Raw genomic sequence first — 22726 nt, 5'->3', positions numbered from 1 at the left:
ATCCCGTCCCCCCGCAGATCGCCCTCAACCCACCCATACCTGTTTCAGGAGAGCCCATATGCGTACGTTCGTTCCTCCCGTCGGGTCGGCCTGCGATGCGGGCAGCATCGCCGAGTTTCCGCCGGGTCGGATCGTCTTCCAGATTCGGTGCCGCGATGCTGATGCAACCCCCTCGCTTCCTGATGGCACCTTTACCGGGGAGCACTCGCGAGGCGGAAGTGTCCGCATCGAGATAAGCGGCAATCGAGCAACCCTCACCGTGTCGGGTATCAACGCGACAGTAGGCCCGTGTAGGGTTTCGGATCTCTCGATTGAGGCCGGGAACATGAGTGTCTCGAACGGCCAATTCTCAGGATCCGGGACAACCTCGCGGAGTGGCGTGTCGATCCACGTGAACACCCAAGGCAGGGTCGTCAACGCCGATTCCGTCGAAGGTTCCATGAACTTGAGGTTCGGGTCGCCCTGCAATGGCTCTCTGGGCCTGACGTTCACGGCACGCCGGGGTTCCTCTCCACCGGGTGGCAACCGGGCGCCGGAGGCCGTGGGTGCGATTCCTGCCCAGACCCTGACCGCGGGCGGGAGCGCGCGCAGCGTGAACGCCGCGGGGTACTTCCGTGACCCTGACGGCGATGCGCTGAGCTATACCGTCCGTTCCACCCGCAGCAGCGTCGTCGCCGCGACCGTTTCGGGCAGCACGGTTACCCTGACGCCCCGCTCGCAAGGGTCGGCGACCGTCACGGTGACCGCGCGGGATCCGGAGGGGCTGTCGGCTACCCAGCGCATCGCCGTCACGGTGGAGGCCCGCGTCGGCGGGTCATCGGCTTGCCGCGTGGGGCAGGTGTACAGTCCGGGAGAGAGTTGCACCCACCGCGGGGCAACCTTCAGCGTTCTCGGCGGGGGATGTTTCTCCCTGTCCACTTTCGGCAGCGGCCGATTCTGTACGGCTCGTTTCGGCGGCAACGGATGGTCGATCACCAGAGTCGGCAGCTCCGATTTCAGGATCGACGGGCTACCATAGCGACGGCGCAGCCACTCAGGGAGCGGCGGGCATCGAAGGCCGGCGGCGGCAAGCCGGCCGCCCGCCGCGTGCGGGTCGCCGCCGAGGGCATCTACCGGGTTTCGAGCGGCATGGGCATGCGTTCAGCGTGGCGGCGAGGGTTGTGCGGCCTCGCTCTGGCCGCGATCGCGCTGGCGCCGCCGGCATGTTCGGAAACGGCGCAACGTGAATCCGGCGCGGTTCTGCAGCGCTGGACGATCAGCGGCGAGACGATGGGCACGACGTTCGCCGTGACCGTCGTGTCCATCCCCGGCGCGGGTGAAGCACATGCTCGTCCGGAGGCGTCCGCACGTGCCCTCGTTCCCGCCGACCGGCAAATCGATCGATCCGCCGTCGCGGCGGAGGTGCGCCGGGTTCTCGAGCGGATCGAGGGGCGGATGTCGCACTACCGTCCGGAGTCCGAGCTCTCGCGCTTCAACCGCGCGCGGACGACCGAGCCACAGCGGATGTCGCCGGAGACGCTCGGCGTCGTCGCCGAGGCCCTGGCGGTGAGCCGGGCGAGCGGCGGTGCGTTCGACGTGACGGTGGGTCCGCTGGCGGAGGCGTGGGGCTTCGGACCGGGCGGAAGGGCGCTGGCGGCGCCGGACCGGCTGGTGCTTGCGGAGCTGCGGGCGCGGGTCGGGGCCGGCTTGCTGGAGCCGGACCTGGTGGCGGGGACGTTGCGGAAGCGACGGCCGGACCTCGTGGTCGACTTATCGGCCATCGCGAAGGGGTACGCCGTCGACGCGATCTCGGCTCTGCTCGACGAGATCGGCTTCGAGGACCATCTGGTCGAGATCGGCGGCGAGTTGCGCGGTGCGGGCACGAACGAGGAGGGAACGCCGTGGCGGGTCGCCATCGAGCGGCCGGTCTCGGGCGCGCCGGCGGCGCAGCCCATCCTGCCCCTGACCGACGCCGCCCTCGCCACTTCCGGCGACTACTGCAACTTCTACGACCTCGACGGCGCGCGGGTGTCGCACACCATCGATCCGCGCACGGGCCGTCCGGTGACCCACGGGCTCCTGTCGGTGAGCGTCGTCGCGGAGCGGTGCGCGCTCGCCGACGCGCGATCTACTGCCTTGAACGTGCTCGGGCCGGAAGAAGGCCATGCGCTGGCGGTCGAGCAGGGATGGGCCGCGCTGTTCGTCGAGGACGACGGTGCCGGCGGCCTCGTCGAGCGCGAGACGCCGGCGTTCACGGCCGCCGTGGGCCGGTAGTGGGGGACGTCGTCGTGGAGGACGCGCCGCGGCGTCCCGCCGGCACTACAATGGGAATGAGATGGGCCTGTTCCTGCTGACCACCGGGATGATCGCGGGCGTCATGCTCGTCATGGCGGTGGGGCTGCTGTTCAAGTACCCCTGCCTGCGCGGCTCGTGCGGCGGCCCGGACGTCGTCGATGCCGAGGGGCGGTCGTTGCGTTGCGACGCGTGCCCACGACGGCGAACCGACGCCCAGGCCGGATCCTGACCGCCATCATCCCGCGGCAAGCGGAGTCTTCTTCGTCGTCAGGCGCGGTTCTGCGCCCGGGCCGCGTTGGCGACGGCTTCCGCGAGGTGGTCGTCCTCCCGCGGGTCCACCGACCGCAGATCCAGAAGCAGGCGCTCGTCGGCGATGCGGCCGATCACCGGCGGTACGCCGCCGCGCAACGCTGCCGCGAGATCGTCCGGGGTTCGGCCGGCGACCTCGACGGCGAGGGCGCGGCTCGGCAGCGTGACCCCGGGCGTGCTCCCGCCGCCGATGGTCGCCTCGGTGGAAGCGATGGAGACGGTCAGCCCGCCCACTTCCGCGAGCCGCGACCGGAGCGCGGCGGCGCGCGCCTCGACATCGGCGACCGGGGTCTCGATCATGCGCACCACCGGCACGTTGTCGCCGGCGCGTCCGGCGGCGTGCTCGATCAGCGTCGCTTCCAGCGCGGCGTAGGTCAGCTTGTCGACCCGCAGCGCCCGCATCAGCGGGTGCGACCGGATGCGGTCGAGCGCCGTGCGGCGGCCGGCGATCAGCCCGGCCTGCGGGCCGCCGAGCAGCTTGTCGCCGCTGAAGGTGCAGACGGCGACGCCGGCCTCGATGCTCCCGCGCACGGTCGGCTCGTCGATGCCGGCAAGCGGGGCGAGATGTCCGCTGCCCAGGTCTTCGACCACCGGGAGGTCGACACGCCGCCCGAGGTCGACGATCTCCTGCAGGGCCGGCCGCTCGGTGAAGCCCTCGATGCGGAAGTTCGAGGGATGGACGCGCAGGAGCAGCGCCGTGCGGTCGCCGACGGCCGCCGCGTAGTCGGCGGCGCGGGTGCGGTTCGTGGTGCCCACCTCGCGCAGGATCGCGCCCGACTGGCGGAGCACGTCCGGCACGCGGAATCCGCCGCCGATCTCGACGAGCTCGCCGCGCGAGATGACCACTTCGCGGTCCGCCGCCAGCGCCGCCAGCGCCAGCAGCACCGCGGCGGCGTTGTTGTTGACGACGACGGCGTCCTCGGCGCCGGTCAGCCGCGCCAGCAGCCGGGAGGCGTGTACCGCCCGCGAGCCGCGCCCGCCGGACGACAGGTCGTACTCCAGGTTCGTGTAGCCGCCGGCCAGCGCGCCCAACCGCGCGATGGCGGCGGGGCCGAGCGGCGCGCGGCCGAGGTTGGTGTGCACGATGACGCCGCTGGCGTTGATGACCGGCTGCAGCGAGGGGGCGAGGTCGGCGTGCAGCCGCGCCTCCAGGCCGGCCTCGATCCGCTCGGCCGCGCCCGTCGCGTCGCGCAGCTCGACGGCGGACGCCGCGAGTTGCTCGCGCAACGCCGCGGCCTCGGCGCGGATCGCCTGCACCGTGGCGTCCCGGCCGTAGCGGGCCTCCAGGCGCTGCACCGCCGGGCGTTGCCGCAACTGCTCGATCGACGGGATGAGACGGGGTCCAGACGGCATCGGGGCGGGCCGGGCGCGAATCGCACTCACCGAGGGCTCGGGCGGGGATCGGCTTGCCGGGCTCCGGCCGTTCAGCATACCATCGCGCGGCCACCCCCCGAGCGATGAGCGACAGCCGGATTCCACCGGGCTATACCCCCGGCGAGCCCCCCGACCACCGTCCGCAGGAGACGTTCTGGCCCTATGCTGACCTGCCGGAGGAGCCGACGCCCGAGGAGTTGGCGGCGATGGATCCCGACCTCCACGCGGTGCTGTTCGGGGCGACCGAGCGTCCCTTCTCCATCACGCTGAGCTTCCCGCCGTTCGCTGGGGACGACTTCGAGCAGGCGCTCGCGCTGGCGCGCGCCGCTGACGAGTACCGTATCGTCGGCTCCGGCGATCAGCTCCGGCACTGCGCGCGTTATCGCCCGGGCGCCGCCTCGAAGCTGCGCGAGCTGTACCATCTCGTGGGCAGCGTCGGCGAATGCGAGGTGTTGATAGACGATCGGCCGGTTCCCTTCGCGCGCGAGCTGTGGCTGCCGCTCGTCTGGTTGCTGCTTGCCGCGGCCGGCATCGGCAGGATCAAAGGGCCGTGATGCGTGTACTGCTCAGTGTTTCGGACAAGACGGGCCTCGCCGACCTCGGCCGCGCCCTGGTGGCGCGCGGCGCCGAGCTGGTGTCGACCGGGGGCACGGCGCGGGCGTTGGCGGAGGCGGATCTGCCGGTCACCGCGGTGTCCGACGTGACCGGGTTTCCGGAGATGCTGGACGGACGGGTCAAGACGCTCCACCCGGCGGTGCACGGCGGCATCCTGGCGCGGCGCGGCCGGCCGGACGACATGGAGGCGATCCGCGGTCAGGGGATCGAGCCGATCGACATCGTCGTGGTGAACCTCTATCCCTTCGCGCGGACGGCGGCGTCGGAGGCGACGTTCGACGAGCTGATCGAGCAGATCGACATCGGCGGTCCCGGCATGGTCCGCGCCGCGGCGAAGAGCTTCGCGGACGTGCTGGTGGTGGTGGACCCGGCCGACTACGGCCGCGTCGCCGACGCCCTGGGGAACGCCGGCGGGCCCGACCGGGCGCTGCGCTTCGAGCTGGCCCGCAAGGCGTTCGCGCACACGGCCGCCTACGATGCGACCATCGCGGCGGCGCTGGACGCCGTGGACACCGCCGGACCGGAATTCACCCGCGCGCCGTTCAACCTGGCGGGCGTCGTGCCGGACCGGCTTGCCGTGCAGGCGCCGAAGGTGCGCGACCTGCGCTACGGCGAGAACCCGCATCAGCGGGCGGCGCTGTACACGGACGGCGCCTGGGGGTTCGGCCGGGCGCGGGTGCTGCAGGGCAAGGCGCTGTCGTTCACGAACCTGCTCGATCTCGACGCGGCGGCGCGCCTGGTCCTGGAGTTCGACGAGCCGGCGGCGGCGGTCGTCAAGCACACCAATCCGTGCGGGGCGGCCATCGCGGCGACGCTGCGCGAGGCGTACGCGACGGCCCGGGGGGTGGACGAGCTGTCCGCGTTCGGCGGCATCGTGGGCCTCAACCGCCCGCTCGACGGTGAGACCGCCGCCGTGGTCGCCGAGACGTTCATCGAGTGCGTGGTGGCCCCCGCGGTGAGCGGCGCGGCGCGGGAGATCCTGGCCCGCAAGACCAACCTGCGCCTGGTCGAGGCCGACTTCGGCGGGGGCGGCGACGCTGCGCGGCGCGACGTGCGGTCCATCCTGGGCGCGTGGCTCGTGCAGGAGCGCGACCGGGTGGTCGAGAGCGCCGGCCCGTGGGCGGACGGCGCCGTGGCGGCGGACGACGCCGTGCTGCGGGTCGTCACGAAACGCCCGCCGACCGACGAGGAGTGGGCCGCGCTGCGGTTCGCGTGGCGGGTCTGCGCCCATGTCAAGTCGAACACCGTCATCTTCTCGCGCGCGGATCGCCTGGCCGCGGTCGGGGCGGGGCAGATGAGCCGGGTGGATGCGGTCAACGTGGCGGTGATGAAGGCGGGAGAGAGCCTTGCCGGCACCGTGGCGGCCTCGGATGCCTTCTTCCCCTTCCGCGACGGGCTCGACGCGATCGCGTCGGCCGGGGCGACCGCGGTCGTGCAGCCGGGCGGGTCGAAGCGCGACGACGAGGCGATCGCCGCCGCCGACGAGCACGGGATGGCGATGGTCTTCGCCGGCCGGCGCCACTTCCGGCATTGACGGCCCGCGCTGGCGGAGGGTGCCACGCGACGCCGTCACCATCGGAGGACGAGCCTACGGCAGAAGCGGCACGAGGTCGACGTAGTCGACGAGAACGTCCGCGTTCGGATGCGCCCGCACCCGCAGCTCGACGCGGCGCAGCACCTCATCGGTTTCGAAGGACAGGCTGAAGGTCGCGTAGCGGTCGCTGGTCAGTCGCGCAGCCGGTACCTCGATAAACGCAAGGTTGTCGTTCCCGGTGGCGCGAACGTCGAACCTTGCCGCGGTGGCAACCTCCGTGGCGCTTCGGAGTCGAAGCGCCACCTGCGCTCGATAAGACCCGGGATCGAGATCGATCCAGGGTCCGAAGACGGCGTACCCGCTCTCATGCGCGGGCCGGCTGGCCCGTGCGCCACCTCCGCTCGCCTGCATATCCGCGATAGTGGTGGAGTCCGAGCGCGGCGGCATGCGCTCGGCCTCGAATCGGTGGCGTGTGTCGCTGCGCACGGACCGGATGATCTCCGCCGCACGCGTGCGGTCGGCCCGGGATGCCGAATCGGCCGTCGGCTGGACCGGGAGCACGAACGCCGCCAGCGCCACGGCCACCGACCAGACGATTCCCAGGCGATTCCGCCGTGGCGTGCTCCACACGAAGCCGGTAATCAAGAGAAGCGCCGCCGCCATCACCCAGACGACATTGGGGAGATACGAGAGGTAACGTTCGAAGTCCCAGAAATAGAAGCTGGGAACGGAGTAGCGCAGGTCGACAGGAAGCAGCGAGTTACGCTCCCACACCAGCTCCGAGTAGTAGGGAAACAACGCGGAGGGCGTCTGGACCCACCGCGTCGCCAGCGCGGCCTGGTACGCCAGTCCCGTCAGGACGATGGGCCGAACGTATGGTTCGATCGCCGCCTGCTCATCCTTGAGCCAGATGCCCAGCGGAACCAGCCACAGCCACATCGCCGACCAGGCGAAACGCCCGGCGGGCCCGCCGCCTCCGTACCAGTTCAGCTCCATCGCGTTCGGCACGATCAGCGAGCCGTAGAGGAGCAGCCACGGCACGGTCAGCGGGTGGCGCCGGTGCGCCATGTAGCCGAGTCCGACGAGTCCCGGCAGCAGTAGCGGCTGCTGAAAGAACATGCCCTGTCCCTGGTCGAGATGCAGTCCGAGAAAGATCTCCAGTACCCGCAGGGAGTCGGTTCCGAGGTGACCTAGACGTCGCCAACCCAGCACGCCGCCGTACGTTTGCAGGTGCCACCACATCAGCGATCCGCTGCCGATGACGAAGAGCGCCGGAAGCACCAGCATGGCGCGGCGGCGGTCGCGCCAGGTCCGCCATCCACCGACGACGGCAAGCACCACCGATGTGGCGAGGTACTTCGTATGGAGCCAGGGGAGCAGCCCGGCGATGAGCCAGTACCCGGCCCAACCCCACCACGAGCGCGGCGACGTGCTCCACAGCCACGTGACGAGCGCGAGGACGGCTACGCCGCACGGCAGGTCCGGGTATATCTGCGAGGCGCCGAAGACCGCCGGCACGCTGGCGACGACACCCAGGACCGCGAACCGCGCCGCACCGGGGGAGACGCTCTCGCGCATCCAGCGCCAACTGCCCAGGGTCAGCAACGACAATGCGAGCACGCACAGGGCGAGCCGCGCCCCGAGCACGCCGCCGAACGCCCACGGCGCAGCCACCAGAACGCCGAGCCCCGGGGTGTGCATCGGCGACCAACCCCTGTCCGTGGGCACGATATGCTCGTCGACGGGGCCATATATCTCGCGCGTCATGGCGTCCGACCAGTAGTTGTTGCGCAACTCCAGGTCCGCGTCGCGGACAACGCTGGCGGACATGATCAGGTAGTGTGGTTCGTCGCCGCCGAGACGTAACTGCCCCGACAGCGTCCAGCTGGTCGTGAGGGCGACGCTCAGGGCGATCGCGCACAACGCCACGGACTGCCAGCTCCGTGCGACGCTGTGAAGGCGCCGCAGCCCGCCGTTGAGCCAGTTCGCCAACCCTGCATGCCAGGTCATCCCGACTCCTTCACGGATGGAAGCCCGAACCGCGCCGTGTGGCGGCAGTGGTAGGATCCGCCGCGATTATAGGTGGAGGGGACAGAATCAGGCACGCCGTGCGGAACGGCGGGGCCGTTCAACCGGCAGGGGTGAGGGGGCGTGGTCGGAAGCGAGGTTTCGGTACCCCTGGTCGTCGACGTCGACGGGACCCTGGTGCGGGGCGGCCTGCTGAGCGAGGCGGTGACGCGACTAGCCGCGGTCTCGCCGCTAGCGGTGTTGAGTCTGCTGTTGCGGGCGGCCCTGTCCATCGTGGACGGCGGTGCCGCGGTCAGGCGAAGACTGGCCCTTCTGACCCCACCGCTGCCGGCGACGTTGTCCCTGAACGAGGCCGTGACGGCGGAGATCGCCGCCGCGCGGCAGGCGGGGCGGCAGATATGGCTGGCGTCGGGCGCCGACGGACGCCTGGTAGCGCCGCTTGCCGAAGCCGTCGGCGCGGCCGGTTGGCTCGCTTCGGGCCGCGGGACGATGCTGGTCGGGGCCGCCCGGTCCGCGGTCCTCGTCGAGCGGTTCGGAGAGGGCGGGTTCGACTACGTCGGCAGCCGGCGGCGCGATCTTCCGGTCTGGCGGCGGGCGCGACGCGCCGTCGGAGTGGGGCTCTCCCGCCGTCTCTCGCAGGCGATCCGAGCTTTGGACGGCGAGGCGCGGTTGTTGCCCGGGTCCGGCGGACGAGCGCTCGACTACGTTCTGGCCCTCCGGCCGCACCAATGGATCAAGAACGCGGTGGTGTTCGGGCCCATCGTCGCCGCCCACGAGACGCGCCCGGAGCTCTATCTGGTAGTGGCCGGACTGTTCGGGGCCCTCTCGGCCGCGGCGTCGGGCGGCTACCTGCTGAACGATCTGTTCGATCTGCCGTACGACCGCGCGCATCAGCGGAAGCGTCGGCGGCCGTTGGCGGCGGGTCGACTGCCCTTGTTGCCGGCTGGCAGTCTGGGAGTGGCGCTGGTGGCGGGAGGAGTCGCCGCGGCCTTCGGTCTGTCCGCGGCGGCAGGGGGCTGCGTGGCCGCTTACGTGCTGCTGACTTTCGCCTACTCGCTGGTGCTGAAACGGAGAGTCTTCGTGGACGTGGCGGTGCTGGCTTTGCTCTTCACCGTCCGCACGCTCGCGGGCGCGGCGGCAATCGCGGTCCCCGTGTCGACCTGGTTCCTGGCGTTCGCGTTCTTCGTCTTTCTCGCCCTCGCCATCCTCAAGCGTCAGGGCGAGCTGTCGGTACTGCGGGCGACGGGGAAGTCGGCGCTACCCGGTCGCGCCTACACGGTAGAGGATCGCGCGGTCCTCGCCGGGTTCGCGGCAGCCAGCGGGATGGCGTCGGTCGTCGTTCTGGCGCTGTACATTCAGAGCCCCGAGGTGCGCGCTCTCTACGGCCGCCCGGAAGTGTTGTGGCTCGTGGGGCCGTTGCTGGTCACTTGGCTCGGGCGGATGACGCTGCTGGCCGACCGCGGCAGGCTGGGCGACGACCCGGTCCTGTTCGCCGTCGGAGACCGGGTGACTTGGCTGACCACCCTCGCCGCCGGCGCCGCGGCGGCGTGCGCGGCGGTGCTGTGATGGAAGCGGCCGGGCTCGGGCGGAGACAGCCGGGCCGAACGGTCGGGGAGTCGGCGGCGTGAAGATCTCCGGCTGGGGGCGGTATCCGGTCGTCGACTGCGGCACGGCGGCGCTGCGCGGACCCGAGGACCTGGGCGGCGTGCTGGCCCGCCCCGGCACGTTGATCGCGCGCGGGCAGGGGCGGTCCTACGCGGACGCGGCGCTCAACCGCGACCTGACGCTCTCGACGCTGGGGCTGGGGCGGATGCAGGCGTTCGATGCCGACACGGGCGTGCTGACCTGCGAGGCGGGCGTCGGTCTGGACGACATCCTGCGGACGTTCGTGCCGCGGGGGTGGTTTCCGCCGGTCGTGCCGGGGACGAAGTTCGTCACCGTCGGCGGCATGATCGCGGCCGACGTGCACGGGAAGAACCACCATCGCGACGGGACATTCGGAGCCCACGTGGAGGCGCTGACGCTGGCGACGGCGGACGGCGGGATCCGCGTGTGCAGCCGGCTGCAGGACGCCGACCTGTTCCGGGCCACGCTGGGCGGCATGGGGCTCACCGGCGTGATTCTGTCCGCGAGCTTCCGGATGCAGCGGATCGAGACGTCCTTCGTGCTGGCCGAGACCGTGGCGGCGGCGGATCTCGACGCGGCGATGGCGGTCTTCGAGGCGTCGCATGGCTGGCCGTACAGCGTGGCCTGGATCGACTGTCTGGCGCGCGGCCGGCGGTTGGGCCGATCGCTGGTCCTGCGGGGGGCGCCGATGCATCGCCGCGCGCTGCCCGCCGCACTGGCGTCGCGGCCGTTGCGGCCGGCCCCCGAGGGCAGGATCCGCGTGCCCGTCGATGCCCCGTCGCTGCTGCTCAACCGCTGGTCGGTAGGCCTGTTCAACAGCCTGTACCACCGGCGGGGACGCGCGCGCGCCGGCCCGCGGCCGGTGCATTTCGATCCCTTCTTCTTTCCGCTGGATCGGATCGACGGGTGGAACCGGCTGTACGGACGGAGCGGCTTCGTCCAGTACCAGTGCGTGCTGCCCGTCGGCGAAAGCGCCGCCGGTCTCGCGGCGCTCCTCGGCTGCGCGTCCGCGGCCGGACAGGGCTCGTTCCTCGCCGTCCTCAAGCGATTCGGCCCGGCCGGCGAGGGCCTGATGTCGTTTCCGGCCGAGGGTTACACGCTGGCGCTCGACCTGCCCTTGCGCCGGGGGACGCTGGCCCTGGTCGACACCCTGGACGGGATTACCCACGCGCACGGCGGGCGCGTCTACCTGGCGAAGGACGCCTGCTGCCGGCCGGAACGGATGCGCGAGGGGTATCCGCAGCATGCCGCCTTCGAGGCGGTACGGAACGCGTGGGGCGCACCCCGGAAGTTCGCGTCGGAGCTCTCCCGGCGCCTGGCGCTGTGAACGCCGGAACGGCGATAGCCATGCCCACGAAAGACGATATCGGTCTGGCTCTGGTGATCGGCGCGACCTCCGACATAGGTCGCGCGATCGCGCTCGGACTGGCCCGCGAGGGTTGCGAACTGCAGCTCGCCGGGCGGGACCCGGCGCGGCTGAGAGCGGAGGCCGACGACATCCGGGTGCGCACCGGCGTGGCGGTGACCGAGCACGTGTGCGACGTGCTGGCCGCGGACGGCGGCGCGGCGCTGGCCGAAGCGCTCGATCCGTGCCCGGACACGGCCGTCTGCGTGGTGGGCCTGCTCGGCGATCAGCAGGCGAGCGAGCGCGACGGTGCCGCCGCGCAGCTCGTGATGTGGACCAACTACGTGGGGCCGGCCTTGTTGATGGGCGCCCTGGCGGCACGGTTCGAGGCGCGGGGCAACGGCGTCCTGGCGGGCGTCAGCTCCGTCGCCGGCGACCGCGGCCGCGCCGCCAACTACGTCTACGGCTCGGCCAAGGCGGGATTCACCGCGTTCCTGTCCGGCCTGCGCAACCGGCTCGCGTCATCAGGCGTTCACGTCGTGACCGTCAAGCCGGGCTTCGTGCGCACGCGGATGACGGAGGGCATGGAACTCCCGCCGCTGCTGACCGCGACGCCGGAGGAGGTCGCCGGCGCGGTGGTCGAGGCGATCCGGCGCCGCCGGGACGTCGTCTACGTGCGCCGGGTGTGGCGGGCGATCATGCTCGCCATCCGCCTGGTGCCGGAACGCCTGTTCAAGAGGATGCGGATATAGCGGGGCGAGCAGGTGCCGAGTTCGTGCGGGCGGGCGTGGTCAGAACCGGATCCGCACGCCGAACGACGGGATGATCGGGAACCCCGCGCTGGGGCTCTCCACGATGCGCGGCACGCCGCGGTCCGGGTCGTGGGCCAGCTCGGTCTGGAACTCCACCGGGTTGTCGCGGTTCAGCAGGTTGATCACCTCGGCGTACCACGACCAGCGGCCGGACGGCCCGCCGGGCTGGTGGGCGATGCGCAGGTCGACGCGGGCGTAGTGGGGCAGGCGCCCGCGCTGCAGGGCGTCGAGGCCGCCGAGGTCGACGGTGTAGACCAGGGCGCCGCCGGCGTCGCGGGCGGGGACGAGGCGGCCGCGCGCATCCTCCTCGCCCGCCACGCGGACGCCGACCGCCGGGGTGTAGGGGAAACCGGTGGCCACCTGCGCGGTCGCGGCGATGCTCCAGCGGTCGCCCAGCCGGTAGCGGCCGACGGCGTTGAAGGCGTGGGTGCGGTCGTACTCGAACGGGTAGCGCAGGCCGTAGGTGTCGCGGTCGGCGCGGCCCCAGGCGTAGGAGAGCCAGCCGGCCAGCCGGGCCGCCGGGTCGCTGCGGACCAGGTAGACGTCGGCGCCGTAGGCCCGGCCGCCGCCGCCGTTCACCGGCGTGCTGGTGATCCTGGCCGCCGCCGGGACGCTGGCCTGCAGCGCGGCGGGGAAGTCGTAGCGCGCGACGCGGGCGCGCCGCTCGGCCTCCGCTTCGAGGCCGCCGACGATGAGGTCGTCGAAGGTCTTGTAGTAGCCCTCCACGCGGAACAGCGTGTCGGCGCCGAGGTCCTTCTCGAAGCCGGTGACCAGGTGCGTCGCCCGCTCGTGGCGCAGCCCGGTCACGACGGTGGGCGAGAGGTCGAAGAAGTAGTCCGACTGGATGAGCTTCTCGTAGCCCGGACTCTGGGTGTAGAGGCCGCCGGCGATCCGCAGGCGGCTCGCCCGGCCGAGCGCCACCGTGGCCGCGAAGCGGGGCGACAGGACCGCGTCGCCGTTGACGGTGCTCCAGTCGAGGCGCAGGCCCGGCTCGACCGACAGCCGCGGCGTGATCGTGTAGCGGTCCTGGATCCAGGCGCCGCCCCGCGTGCCGCCGAGCGACGAGTCGAGGCTGTCGGGCAGCCCCGATCCGCCCCGCACGCTGGAGGGGTTGGCGACGGTCTCGTTCCGGTCGCCGGTGATGGAGAGCCCGGCGCCGGACGCCAGCCGGTGCAGCTCGACCCCGGTGTCGAGCGTGTGGGCGGGCGATAGCGGAAACGCGAGCTCCTGGCGCACCGAGAGGTCGCGCACCGACAGGTCGCGGTCGAAGACCACGCTGGTCAGCGCCCCGACGGCGTCGTCGGGCGCGTTCGACCGCCGCGCCGACGATTCGAACGTCGCGTCGACGCCGAGCACGTCGGTGTTGCGGTACCAGGAGACGATGGTGCGCGACGTGGCCGCGCCCCCGAGCAGCGCGTCGAAGCGCAGCGAGACGAGGTCGTTGCCGGCCTCGGAGACCAGGCGTCCGCTGTCGCGCGATTCCTCGTCCTCTTCGTCGTCGAACCGGAAGTCGGCGTTCTCGCGGCTGGTGAGGCCGAACAGCGCCAGCCGGTGCCCGGGCCCGAAGGTCCAGTGGGCCTGGGCCTGCACGTCGGCGAACGCGGGCAGGTTCTGGTCGGTGACGAGACCGGCGACCAGGTCGTAGTAGGTGCGCCGCCCGCTCAGCAGCCACGATCCGCCGCCGGGGGCGCCGCCCTCGAGCACCACGTTGGCGTCGGTGACGCCGGCCGCCGTGGATCCCGAGAAGTCGCTCTCGCCGACCCGGTTGTCGACGATCAGCAGCGACGAGAGCCGGTCGCCGTACGCCGCCCCGAAGCCGCCCGCGGTCAGCTCGAAGCGCTCGACGGTCTCCGGATTGAACGCGCTGACGAGGCCGAACAGCCGGTAGGGGTTGTGGATCTCCACCCCGTCCATCACCGTGAGGTTCTGGTCCGGCGTGCCGCCGCGCACCGCCAGCCGGCTGCCGAAGTCGCCCGTCGACGCCACGCCCGGCAGCGTGTCCAGGGTGCGGAAGATGTTGTCGAAGGCCCCGGCGACCTCGAACACCTCCTCGGCCGCGATGGGGGTGGCGGCGGCCCGCTCCGGCGCGGCGGCGGGCGCGGACACGACCTGCACGGTCTCGGCGAAGGTGTTGCGGAACAGCAGGATCTCCAGCGTGGCGCCCGACCCGGCGACGGCGGGCTCGAGGGCGACGGTGGTCTCCAGGTAGCCGTCGGCCGCGATCCGCAGCCCGTCGTCGTCCGGCGCGAGCGTCACCGAGAAGCGGCCGTCCGCGTCGGTCGCGACCGTCTCGGCGCCGCTGGCGACGGTGGCGGCGGCGATCGGCGCGTTGCCGGCGCCGTCGAGCACGATGCCGGTGACCACCCGGGGCGCCGGATCGTCGGCCCGGGCGGCGAGATTCGCCTGCGCGGCGGCCTCCACCCCCGCGACGGCTCCGGCGGCCGGCGCCGGGAGCACGGCCGGCAGCAGCGCCAGCGCCAGCAGGCCGCCGAGCGCGCGGCCGGACCGGGGCGGCCGAAGTGGCGGCGGCCGATGAAGCCGAGGCCGACGGAGACGAGACGGAGCGCGGAGGAGGGCCGACGTGCTCATGATCTAAAGGACGTGCGGGCGGCCGGGCAGGTTTGGCGGATTCAGGCGGGCCGGGGCGCCGGACCGGCCGCGGCCGATGCCGGCAGGGTCACGAGGACCAGCAGCAGCATCAGGAACTCGGAGTCGCCGAAGTTGTATTCGAACAGCCCGGCCGCGAGCATGGCGGCCAGCGCCGCCAGTGCGCCCGCGGCCAGCGTGCGGGACGCGGGATCCCGCAGCCGGCGGACGAGATCGCGCGCCGCCGCGGCGACGAACCACACCCACAGGGCCAGCGCGGGCAGCCCGCGCTCGGCCGCGATCTGCAGCGGGACGTTGTGCAGGTGGGGGTTCGTCTCGTTGACCGCGCTCGCCGGGCGGTAGTCGGCGTAGACCTCCTCGACGAGCCCGGGGCCGATGCCGGTCAGGGGATGGTCGCCGATCATCCCGGTCCCGGCCGTCAGCATGGCCAGCCGGTCCCGATTGGTCGGGTCCCGGAGGTCGAACGTGCTGTAGAGGCGGTCGGTCACCTGCGCCGGGGCGATGGCCACGAAGACGAGGGCGGCCACCGGGGCCAGCGCGAGCAGGCGGCGGTCCCGCAGCACGAGCAGCAGGCCGGCCGCGGCGGCGGCGCCGATCCATGCGCTCCGGGTCAGGGTGACGACGAGGGCGACCGACAGCGCCGGCAGGACGACGAGGGCGCCGGCGCGGTCGCGGGCGTCGAAGAGCAGCCGGGACAGGGCGGCGCAGAGCATCAGCATCAGGAGCCCGGCGTAGGTCATGTAGTGCCCCATGGATCCGCTGGGCCGCTGTCCGAGGTTGTCGTACTGCAGGATGCCGTACTGCACGATGCCGGCGACCGCGTTGACCGCGCCGGCGGCCAGGGCCACGGTGACGACCGTCCGGGCGCGCTCGCCGCGGGCGAGGGCGAGCACGATCGGCGCCACCAGGAACAGCAGCACTTCCCGCGACTCGACGAGGCTGGTCACCGGGGCGAGGGAGAACGGCACGCTGACGGCGAGCGTCCACGCGGCATAGGCCAGCAGCGGCGTGAAGAACGCGGGCGTCCGGCCGCGCTCGGCGCCCGCCGCGCGGGCGGCCAGCCAGACGCCGACGAGCACCGTCAGCAGGATCTGCGAGACCGCGATCGACAGCGGCAGGGCGAAGACGAAGAGCAGCAGCACGGTCCAGCCGATGGTGTCCAGCCTCGACGCGGCGGGAATGCGCAGCGGCATGACGGCGTGCCGGAGAGCGGCGATTACGGATCGACGGTGGATTCGTCGATCAGCATCACCGGGATATCGTCCTTGATCGGGAAGACCCGGCGGCACTTGTAGCACTTCAGCGCCGCGCCGTCGTTGATCAGCTTGACCGGCGCCCTGCAGGAGGGGCAGGCGAGAATCGCGAGCAGTTCCGGATCGATGCCCATGATCGAGTTCTCACTATAGCAGAACGTCGGCGCCGCGCCGTTGCGGGGCCCGCGCCCGGAAGACCGGTCTTGTCGCCGGGCCCGACCTGTGGAAGAATCGCGGGCATGTGTTATGCGGCCCGCGTTGTCTCCCTGGCTGTCGCGTTTCCGGTGCTCGTTACGGTGATCGCCGGGCCTGCCGCCGCGCAGGCGCCCGCGGAATCGGACTCGCCGGCGCGCGCCGAGGCGTACTCCCGTTTCATGCTCGGCCGGCACCTGGAGGGGCTGGACGATACCGAGGGCGCCATACAGGCGTTCCGGGAGGCCGCCCGGCTCGATCCGGCGGCCGGCGAGCCGCTCGCCGAGCTGGCCGCGCTGTATGCCCGGGCCGGCCGCGCCGAGGACGCCGTGGAAGCCGCCGAACAGGCGCTGGCCCGCGAGCCCGACAACCGCTCGGCCCACCGCGTGCTGGGGCTGGCCTACGCCGCGGCGGCCTCCCTGCGCGAGGGCACCCGCGAGGACGTCGACCGGGCCGTCGCGCACCTGGAGCAGGCGCGCGGATCGGTGGTGCCGGACCTGCAGGTCGAGCTGACGCTGGCCCGCTTCTATCTGCGAGCGACCGCGACGGACGAGGCTATCGAGCTGCTCGAGGACCTGTCCAAGGATCAGCTCGCCTACGCGTTGGCGAGCGTCCTGCTGGCCGAGGCCTACCAGCAGGCGGGCCGTCACGACGACGCGCTCAGCACGCTGGAGGAGGCGGTGGGCAGCACCCGGCCCACGTTCCGGATGCTGGCGCGTCTGGGCGAGCTCTACGAGCAGGCCCGCCGCTGGCGCGACGCGGCCGAGGCCTACCGGGGCGCGGTGGCCCTGAATCCGCGCAGCGCCGGGGTCCGCCGCCGCCTGGCCGCGGCGCTGCTGGAGGGCAACGAGCCGGTGAGCGCCCGCGACGTGCTCGGCGGCATCCTCGAGATGCGCCCCCGCGACACGGCCAGCTACCACATGCTGGCCGAGGTGGAGATCGCCCTCACCAACTTCGACGCGGCGGAGTCGGCCGCCCGCCGGCTGATCGAGCTGGAGCCGGACGGACTGCGGGGACCCTACGTGCTGTCCCAGGTGTTCGAGCGCCGGCACGAGTACCAGCGCGTCGTCGAGACGCTGGCGCCGGTGCTGGAGCCGGCGCGCACGATGCGCCCGCAGCGGCTGCTGGCCGAGATGCTGGACCAGCTCGGGCGCGCGTACCAGTGGCTCGAGGATCCCGCGGGCGCGACGCGGGTGTACGAGGACGCGGTCTCGCTGATGCCCACCAGTCCGGGCTTCCAGGCGCGGCTGGCGCAGGCCTACGTCGACGGGGACCGCCACGACGACGCTTCCCGGCTCCTGGCGCGGGCGCGCGACGCGAGCCCCCGCAACCTGACGCTGGCCATCATCGAGGCCGACCTGCACGGCCGGCGCGGCGACCTGGAGCGGGGCGAGGACCTGCTGGTGGATCTGCTCGCGGAGAACCGGGACGTGCCGCGCGCGCACCTGGCCCTGGCGTCCTTCTACAGCGAGCACGACCGGCTGCGCGAAGCCGTCCTGGTGCTGGAGTCGGCGCAGCAGCAGTTCCCGGCGGAGACGTCGATCCTGTTCCTGCTCGGCGCCGTCCTCGAGCAGAGCGACCGGTTCGCCGACGCCGAGCGCGCGTTCCGGCGGGTGCTCGATCGGGATCCGGAGCACGCGCAGGCGCTGAACTACCTGGGCTACATGCTCGCCGACCGGGGCGAGCGCCTGGACGAGTCGGTGGCCCTCATCGCCCGCGCGATCGAGCGGGATCCGCACAACGGCTCCTATCTCGACAGCCTGGGATGGGCGTACTTCAAGCTCGATCGGCTCGATCTGGCCGAGCCCCCGCTGCGCGCCGCCGGCGATCAGTTGCAGCGCAACTCCGTGGTTCAGGATCACCTCGGCGATCTGCTCCACCGGCTGGAGCGGTACGACGAGGCCATCGCCGCCTGGCGGAGGGCGTTGGACGGCGACGGCGAGGAAATCGATCCCGCGGCGATCGAGCGCAAGATCAGGGACGCGCAACGCCGTCTGGATCGGTAGCCTCCACCGCGAACGACCCGTGCCGGCACGCGCGCCCGCCGGACTCCGGCGTTTCCGAATCCCCGTGCTCGCCGTCGCGCTGCTCGCGGCGGCCTGCGCGTCGTCGCGCCGCGGCATCGAGGTGCCGGACGGCGGCGGCGTGCCCCTGCCCGACCACGCCGCCTTCTGGGAACGGGTCGCGGCGCCCTGCCGCGGCGTCCGCACGATGGAATTCCTGCTCGTGCTCGGCGGCCGGTCGGGCGACACCACTCTGCGGCGCACCCGCATGCGGGCGGCGGCGGAGCGTTCCGGTTCGCTGCGCATCGAGGCGCTCGCGCCGTTCGGTGCGCCCCTGTTCGTCTTCGTCGCGCGCGACGACAGCGCGACGCTGCTGTTGCCGCGCGACGCGCAGGTGGTGCGCGACGCGCGGCCGGCCGAGGTGCTGCAGGCGCTGGCCGGCCTGGCCCTGGCTCCCGCGGACGTGCATGCGCTGCTGACCGGGTGCCTTGCGCCGGACCCGGTCGCCACCGCCGCCCGGCGCCATCCCGACGGGTCGGTGACGGTGGAGCTGGAGGGCGGGGCGGCGGCCTACGTGCGCGGCGCGGAGGGAGAGCAGGTGGTCGCCGCGGGCCGGCGGGGCGATCTGACGGTCGAGTACTCGGCGCACGTCCGCGGCCTGCCGCGGCGGCTCCGGATCCGGGTGGACGGCCCGCGGGGCGGCGCCGACCTGAGCGGGACGCTGTCGCGGGTGAGCATGAACATCACCCTGCATCCGGCCGCGTTCGAGGTCGATGTGCCGGCGGGCTACACGCCGGTCTCGCTGGCCGGCCTGCGCGGCGGGTCGCCTCTGGAGCAGGCGTCGCCGCCGGCCGGAGATGCGGCGGCCAGGCCGTGACCGGCCGCGGTTCGCCCCGCCGCCTGCGGGTTCGCGCTCCGGCCAAGATCAATCTCGACCTGCGCGTGCTGGGGCGCCGCCCGGACGGCTACCACGAGGTGTCGACGATCCTGCAGTCGATCGCGCTGCACGACACCCTTTCGATCGCCCCGCGGCGCGGTCCGTTGACGGTCCGCTCCGCCGCGCCCTGGGTCCCCGCGGATAGGGGCAATCTGGTCTGGACCGCCGCGGCGGCGCTCTGGCGCGCCGTGGGGCGGCGGGGAGACCCGGACGGGGTCGGCGTGTCGATTCGCAAGCGCGTTCCGGCCGCGGCGGGGCTCGGCGGCGCGAGCAGCGACGCGGCGTCCGCGCTGCGGGCCTTGCGGCTGTGGTGGGCGCCGTCGGCGAGCGCACGGTGGCTGGAGGGAGTCGCCGCGGATGTCGGATCGGACGTGCCGTTCTTCCTGCGCGGCGGCACGGTGCTGGCGACGGGCCGGGGCGAGCGGCTGCGCCGGCTGCGGTCGGCGGCGGGTTACTGGGTGGTGCTGGCCGCGCCCGGATTCGGCGTCTCGACGGCGGACGCCTACCGCTGGTGGGATCTGGACGCGCCCGAAGCCGCCGCCGGCGCGCGCGGGGGGGCCGGGGCGCCGGGCGGGGGGCGCCGCGATCTCGGGCGGCTGCGCAACGACCTGGAGGCGCCGGTCGCGCGGCGGCATGCGGAGATCGGCGCGCTGAACGCCCGCCTGCGCGCCGCAGGGGCCCTCTGCGCCGCGCTGACCGGCAGCGGCTCGGTGGTCTTCGGCCTCTTCGCGTCGCGCGCGCGGGCGCTGGAAGCCCGCCGTGCGCTGCGCGCGCCCGGCGCCGCGGCCGGCGGGGTGCTGTTGACCCGCACCATCGACGCCGTAGCCTGCGCGCGTCTTGCCGCCGTCGCCCGCATCGACTAAACTCCCCGCTCGCGCCTTGCGCGCCGGACGTCTCCGTGCGTCCGCCCGCGTGGCGGCGCGTGCGGCGAGCGCCGCGGGCTGCTACCGATGGGGCGTGGCCAAGCGGTAAGGCGCGGGACTTTGGATCCCGTATTCGAAGGTTCGAATCCTTCCGCCCCAGCCACCCGCGGGAGACGCAACAAGGGCGCAGAAACGCGGCGCTGACCAGGAACCGTGCCGACTCACAACGGAGATCTGAAGCTGTTCGCGGGCAGTGCCCATGCGGCGCTGGCGGAGGAGATCGCCGGCGTACTCGGGGTGCCGATGGGCCGCGCGGCGCTACGGCGCTTCTCCGACACCGAGGTGTCGTTTCAGATCGACGAGAACATCCGCGGCACCGACGTGTTCGTGGTGCAGCCGACGTGCACCCCGGTGGATCAGCATCTGGTCGAGTTGTGCGTGATGATCGACGCCTTCCGGCGGTCTTCGGCGGCCCGCATCACCGCGGTGATGCCGTACTACGGCTACGCCCGCCAGGACCGCAAGGACAAGCCGCGGGTGCCGATCTCGGCGAAGCTGGTCGCCAACCTGGTGAGCGCGGCGGGCGCCAACCGCGTGCTGACGATGGACCTGCACAAGGCGCAGATCCAGGGGTTCTTCGACATCCCGGTCGATCACCTGTTCGCGACGCCGGTATTCATCGACTACCTGACGCGCGCCGGCTACCGGGGCCACGTGACGATCGTGTCGCCCGACGCCGGCGGCGTGGAGCGGGCGCGCGCCTACGCCAAGCGGCTGGACGCCGATCTGGCGATCATCGACAAGCGCCGGTCCGAGGACGGACACGCCGAGGTGATGCACGTCGTCGGCGAGGTCCGGGGCCGCGTGTGCGTGCTCCTGGACGACATCGTCGACACGGCGGGAACGTTGCAGCAGTCGTCGCGGGCGCTCGAGGAGAGCGGCGCCGCCGAGATCATGGCCTGCGCGGTGCACGGCGTGCTCTCGGGACCCGCGTTGGAGCGGGTGGAGGATTCCCCGCTCGAGAAGCTCATCGTGACCAACACGATTCCCCTGCGCCCGGCGTTCGAGCGGTCCGAGAAGGTCCGGGTGCTGTCGGTCGCGGGGCTGCTCGGCCGGGCCATCCAGAGCATTCACCAGGAGACGTCGGTGTCGTCGCTGTTCGTGTAGGAGAAGAGAGAAAGATGCAAGCCACTTTGGTCGCCGCCACCCGGCAGACGCGCGGCAAGAACGAGGCGCGCCGGCTGCGGCGCACGGGACGGTTGCCTGCCGTCGTGTACGGCAAGGCGCCGGTGGAGAGCGTGGCCGTCGACGTCGATCCGAAGGCGGTGATGCGCATCCTGCACTCGGAGTCGGGCGTCAACACGCTCGTCGATCTGCAGGTGGACGGCAGCGATTCCGGCAAGGTGCTGATCAAGGACATCCAGCACGATCCGGTCACGGACGCCCTGCTGCACGTCGACTTGTTCCACCTGGCGATGGACAAGGCGATCATCGTCACGGTGCCGGTGACGCTCCACGGCGAGGCGGCCGGCGTCAAGCAGCAGGGCGGGCTGCTCGACTTCGTCACGCGGGAGTTCCAGATCGAGTGCATGCCGGCCGAGATCCCGGAGCACGTCGACGTCGACGTCAGCGACCTGATGATCGGCGACGGCGTGCGGGTCCGCGACGTGGCCGAGGGAGCGGACTGGACGCCGGTGAGCGACCGCGACACGCTGCTCGTGCACGTGACCACGGCCAAGACCGGTGCCGACGAGGACGAGGAGGAGGAGACCGAGGCGGAGGCGGAAGGCGCCGAGGGCGAGGCCGAGGGAGGCGACGCAGCAGACTAGGTGGCGCGGGTCGGGAATGGAGGCCGCGTGCGGTTGATAGTCGGCCTCGGCAATCCGGGCGCGCAGTACCGCGGGACGCGCCACAACGTCGGCTTCGAGGTGATCGACGTGCTGGCCCGGCGCCTCGACCTGGGCTTCGAAAGCGCGCCGGCCGACGCGGTCCTGGCGCGGCAGCGCGGGCCCGGCGCCCGCGTGATGCTAGCCAAGCCGCTCACCTACATGAACCGGAGCGGCGGGGCGGTGCAGGCGTTGCGCCACTACTTCCGGATCGAGCCGGAGGCGCTGCTCGTGGTGGCGGACGACGTCAATCTGCCGCTGGGGCGGCTGCGTGGCCGGAAGAACGGGTCGGACGGCGGCCACAACGGGTTCGCCTCGATCATCGCGGCTCTGGGCACCGGCGATTTCGCCAGGTTGCGGATCGGGGTGGGCCGGGGCGACACGCGGCGGTCGCTGACCGCCCACGTGCTGGCGCGGTTCGGCGCGGACGAGCAGGAGGAGATGGAGGCGGCCGTCGAGCGTGCCGCCGACGCCGTCGAGACGTTCGTCGAGGACGGCATCGACAGGATGATGAACCGGTTCAATTGAGGCCGCGAGGCTCCTTGCCGCCGTGTCCCGGCGGCCGCCGAGTCCGAAGGGAGACCAATGAGCGAGACGCGACAGTACGAGGTTGTGTACGTCGTCAGCCCGGAGATTACCGAGGAGGGGGTCACCGAGCTGCACGAACGGATTGCCGAGATCGTCGGGCAGTTGGGCGGCAACATCGACAAGACCGACAACTGGGGACGCCGGCGACTGGCGTACGAGATCGACCGCCACCGCGAGGGGACCTACGTCATCGAGTTGGTCACCGGTCCGGGCACGCTGGTGACCGAGCTGGACCGGCGCCTGCGGGTGATGGAGCAGCTTCTGCGGCATCTCATCGTGCGCGTGGACGAGGACCTGCGGAAGGCGGGGCGCGCCCGCGAGCAGCGGCAGAGCCGCGAGCAGCGGCGTCACGCGCGGCGGGCGGCGGCGGGTCTCGGTGCGCCGGCTGCCGCGGCGCCCGCGGCGGCGGCCGGCGCCCCCGCGCCGTAGGCACCGGCCGCGGCGGGGGGGGAGGCCCGCCGCCGCGCGGCGGGGGGGGGC

General features: G+C 72.6%; 18 protein-coding genes and 1 tRNA gene. 14 read left to right on the top strand and 5 right to left on the bottom strand.

Translation table 11 applies throughout. The annotated features are described in order from the left end of the window. Positions 1-900 precede the first annotated feature (900 nt). Together F4X11_05070 and F4X11_05065 are read left to right on the top strand one after the other, a co-directional pair. Complete coding sequence (locus F4X11_05070; protein MYN64385.1) at positions 901-2253, top strand: FAD:protein FMN transferase; 1353 nt, start codon at positions 901-903, stop codon at positions 2251-2253. Positions 2254-2314: 61 nt separating this feature from the next. Next, on the top strand, positions 2315-2503 hold the full coding sequence (locus F4X11_05065; protein MYN64384.1) for a hypothetical protein: 189 nt from the start codon (positions 2315-2317) through the stop codon (positions 2501-2503). Between the two features lie 38 nt (positions 2504-2541). Here the strand turns inward: F4X11_05065 and F4X11_05060 are convergent, their stop codons facing one another. Continuing rightward, positions 2542-3936 (bottom strand): L-seryl-tRNA(Sec) selenium transferase, encoded by a 1395-nt coding sequence (locus F4X11_05060; protein ID MYN64383.1) that lies wholly within the window; start codon positions 3934-3936, stop codon positions 2542-2544. A gap of 104 nt (positions 3937-4040) precedes the next feature. On the opposite strand from F4X11_05060, the gene F4X11_05055 reads away from it, so the two are divergent. Continuing rightward, the gene (locus tag F4X11_05055) at positions 4041-4511 is read left to right on the top strand and encodes a hypothetical protein (protein MYN64382.1); all 471 of its coding nucleotides are present in this window, start codon (positions 4041-4043) and stop codon (positions 4509-4511) included. Continuing rightward, positions 4400-6106, top strand: coding sequence for a bifunctional phosphoribosylaminoimidazolecarboxamide formyltransferase/IMP cyclohydrolase (gene purH, locus F4X11_05050; protein MYN64381.1), 1707 nt, complete (start codon positions 4400-4402; stop codon positions 6104-6106). Before F4X11_05055 ends, purH begins: the two co-directional genes overlap by 112 nt. Before the next feature lie 54 nt (positions 6107-6160). Here purH and F4X11_05045 read toward each other — a convergent pair whose 3' ends face one another. Next, on the bottom strand, positions 6161-8116 hold the full coding sequence (locus F4X11_05045) for a hypothetical protein (GenBank protein ID MYN64380.1): 1956 nt from the start codon (positions 8114-8116) through the stop codon (positions 6161-6163). Between the two features lie 141 nt (positions 8117-8257). Here F4X11_05045 and F4X11_05040 point away from each other — a divergent pair, with 141 nt between their 5' ends. Genes F4X11_05040 through F4X11_05030 form a run of 3 tightly spaced genes read left to right on the top strand, consistent with a single transcriptional unit; the run spans position 8258 to position 11857 of the window. Then, on the top strand, positions 8258-9700 hold the full coding sequence (locus F4X11_05040; GenBank protein ID MYN64379.1) for a UbiA family prenyltransferase: 1443 nt from the start codon (positions 8258-8260) through the stop codon (positions 9698-9700). Positions 9701-9758: 58 nt separating this feature from the next. Further along, positions 9759-11087 carry an FAD-binding oxidoreductase gene (locus F4X11_05035; protein MYN64378.1) on the top strand — a complete coding sequence of 443 codons (1329 nt, stop codon included), beginning with the start codon at positions 9759-9761 and terminating at the stop codon, positions 11085-11087. A gap of 20 nt (positions 11088-11107) precedes the next feature. Next, entirely contained in the window at positions 11108-11857 is a 750-nt protein-coding gene (locus F4X11_05030) for an SDR family oxidoreductase (GenBank protein ID MYN64377.1), read from the top strand. Positions 11858-11896: 39 nt separating this feature from the next. On the opposite strand, the gene F4X11_05025 is transcribed toward F4X11_05030, so the two are convergent. Genes F4X11_05025 through F4X11_05015 form a run of 3 tightly spaced genes read right to left on the bottom strand, consistent with a single transcriptional unit; the run spans position 11897 to position 15911 of the window. Then, positions 11897-14506, bottom strand: coding sequence for a TonB-dependent receptor (locus F4X11_05025; GenBank protein MYN64376.1), 2610 nt, complete (start codon positions 14504-14506; stop codon positions 11897-11899). 41 nt (positions 14507-14547) lie between these two features. Continuing rightward, complete coding sequence (locus F4X11_05020; GenBank protein ID MYN64375.1) at positions 14548-15717, bottom strand: O-antigen ligase family protein; 1170 nt, start codon at positions 15715-15717, stop codon at positions 14548-14550. A 23-nt stretch (positions 15718-15740) separates the two neighbouring features. Then, positions 15741-15911, bottom strand: coding sequence for a Trm112 family protein (locus F4X11_05015; protein ID MYN64374.1), 171 nt, complete (start codon positions 15909-15911; stop codon positions 15741-15743). Between the two features lie 105 nt (positions 15912-16016). On the opposite strand from F4X11_05015, the gene F4X11_05010 reads away from it, so the two are divergent. The 7 genes from F4X11_05010 (at position 16017) to rpsF (ending at position 22675) form a co-directional block, all read left to right on the top strand. Next, entirely contained in the window at positions 16017-17975 is a 1959-nt protein-coding gene (locus F4X11_05010) for a tetratricopeptide repeat protein (protein MYN64373.1), read from the top strand. Positions 17976-18068: 93 nt separating this feature from the next. After that, positions 18069-19772, top strand: a complete 1704-nt coding sequence (gene ispE / locus F4X11_05005; GenBank protein MYN64372.1) for a 4-(cytidine 5'-diphospho)-2-C-methyl-D-erythritol kinase — start codon at positions 18069-18071, stop codon at positions 19770-19772. Positions 19773-19860: 88 nt separating this feature from the next. After that, positions 19861-19935, top strand: a tRNA-Gln gene (locus F4X11_05000). Positions 19936-20006: 71 nt separating this feature from the next. Further along, on the top strand, positions 20007-20939 hold the full coding sequence (locus F4X11_04995) for a ribose-phosphate pyrophosphokinase (protein MYN64371.1): 933 nt from the start codon (positions 20007-20009) through the stop codon (positions 20937-20939). A 14-nt stretch (positions 20940-20953) separates the two neighbouring features. After that, on the top strand, positions 20954-21601 hold the full coding sequence (locus F4X11_04990; protein ID MYN64370.1) for a 50S ribosomal protein L25: 648 nt from the start codon (positions 20954-20956) through the stop codon (positions 21599-21601). Between the two features lie 27 nt (positions 21602-21628). After that, positions 21629-22186, top strand: a complete 558-nt coding sequence (locus F4X11_04985; GenBank protein MYN64369.1) for an aminoacyl-tRNA hydrolase — start codon at positions 21629-21631, stop codon at positions 22184-22186. A gap of 57 nt (positions 22187-22243) precedes the next feature. Continuing rightward, positions 22244-22675: a 30S ribosomal protein S6 gene (gene rpsF, locus F4X11_04980; GenBank protein MYN64368.1), complete on the top strand. Its 432-nt coding sequence runs from the start codon at positions 22244-22246 to the stop codon at positions 22673-22675. The last annotated feature ends 51 nt before the right edge of the window (positions 22676-22726 follow it).

The organism is Acidobacteriota bacterium, from assembly GCA_009861545.1.
Lineage (GTDB): Bacteria > Acidobacteriota > Vicinamibacteria > Vicinamibacterales > UBA8438 > WTFV01.
This window is presented reverse-complemented; position numbering and strand designations above follow the sequence as displayed.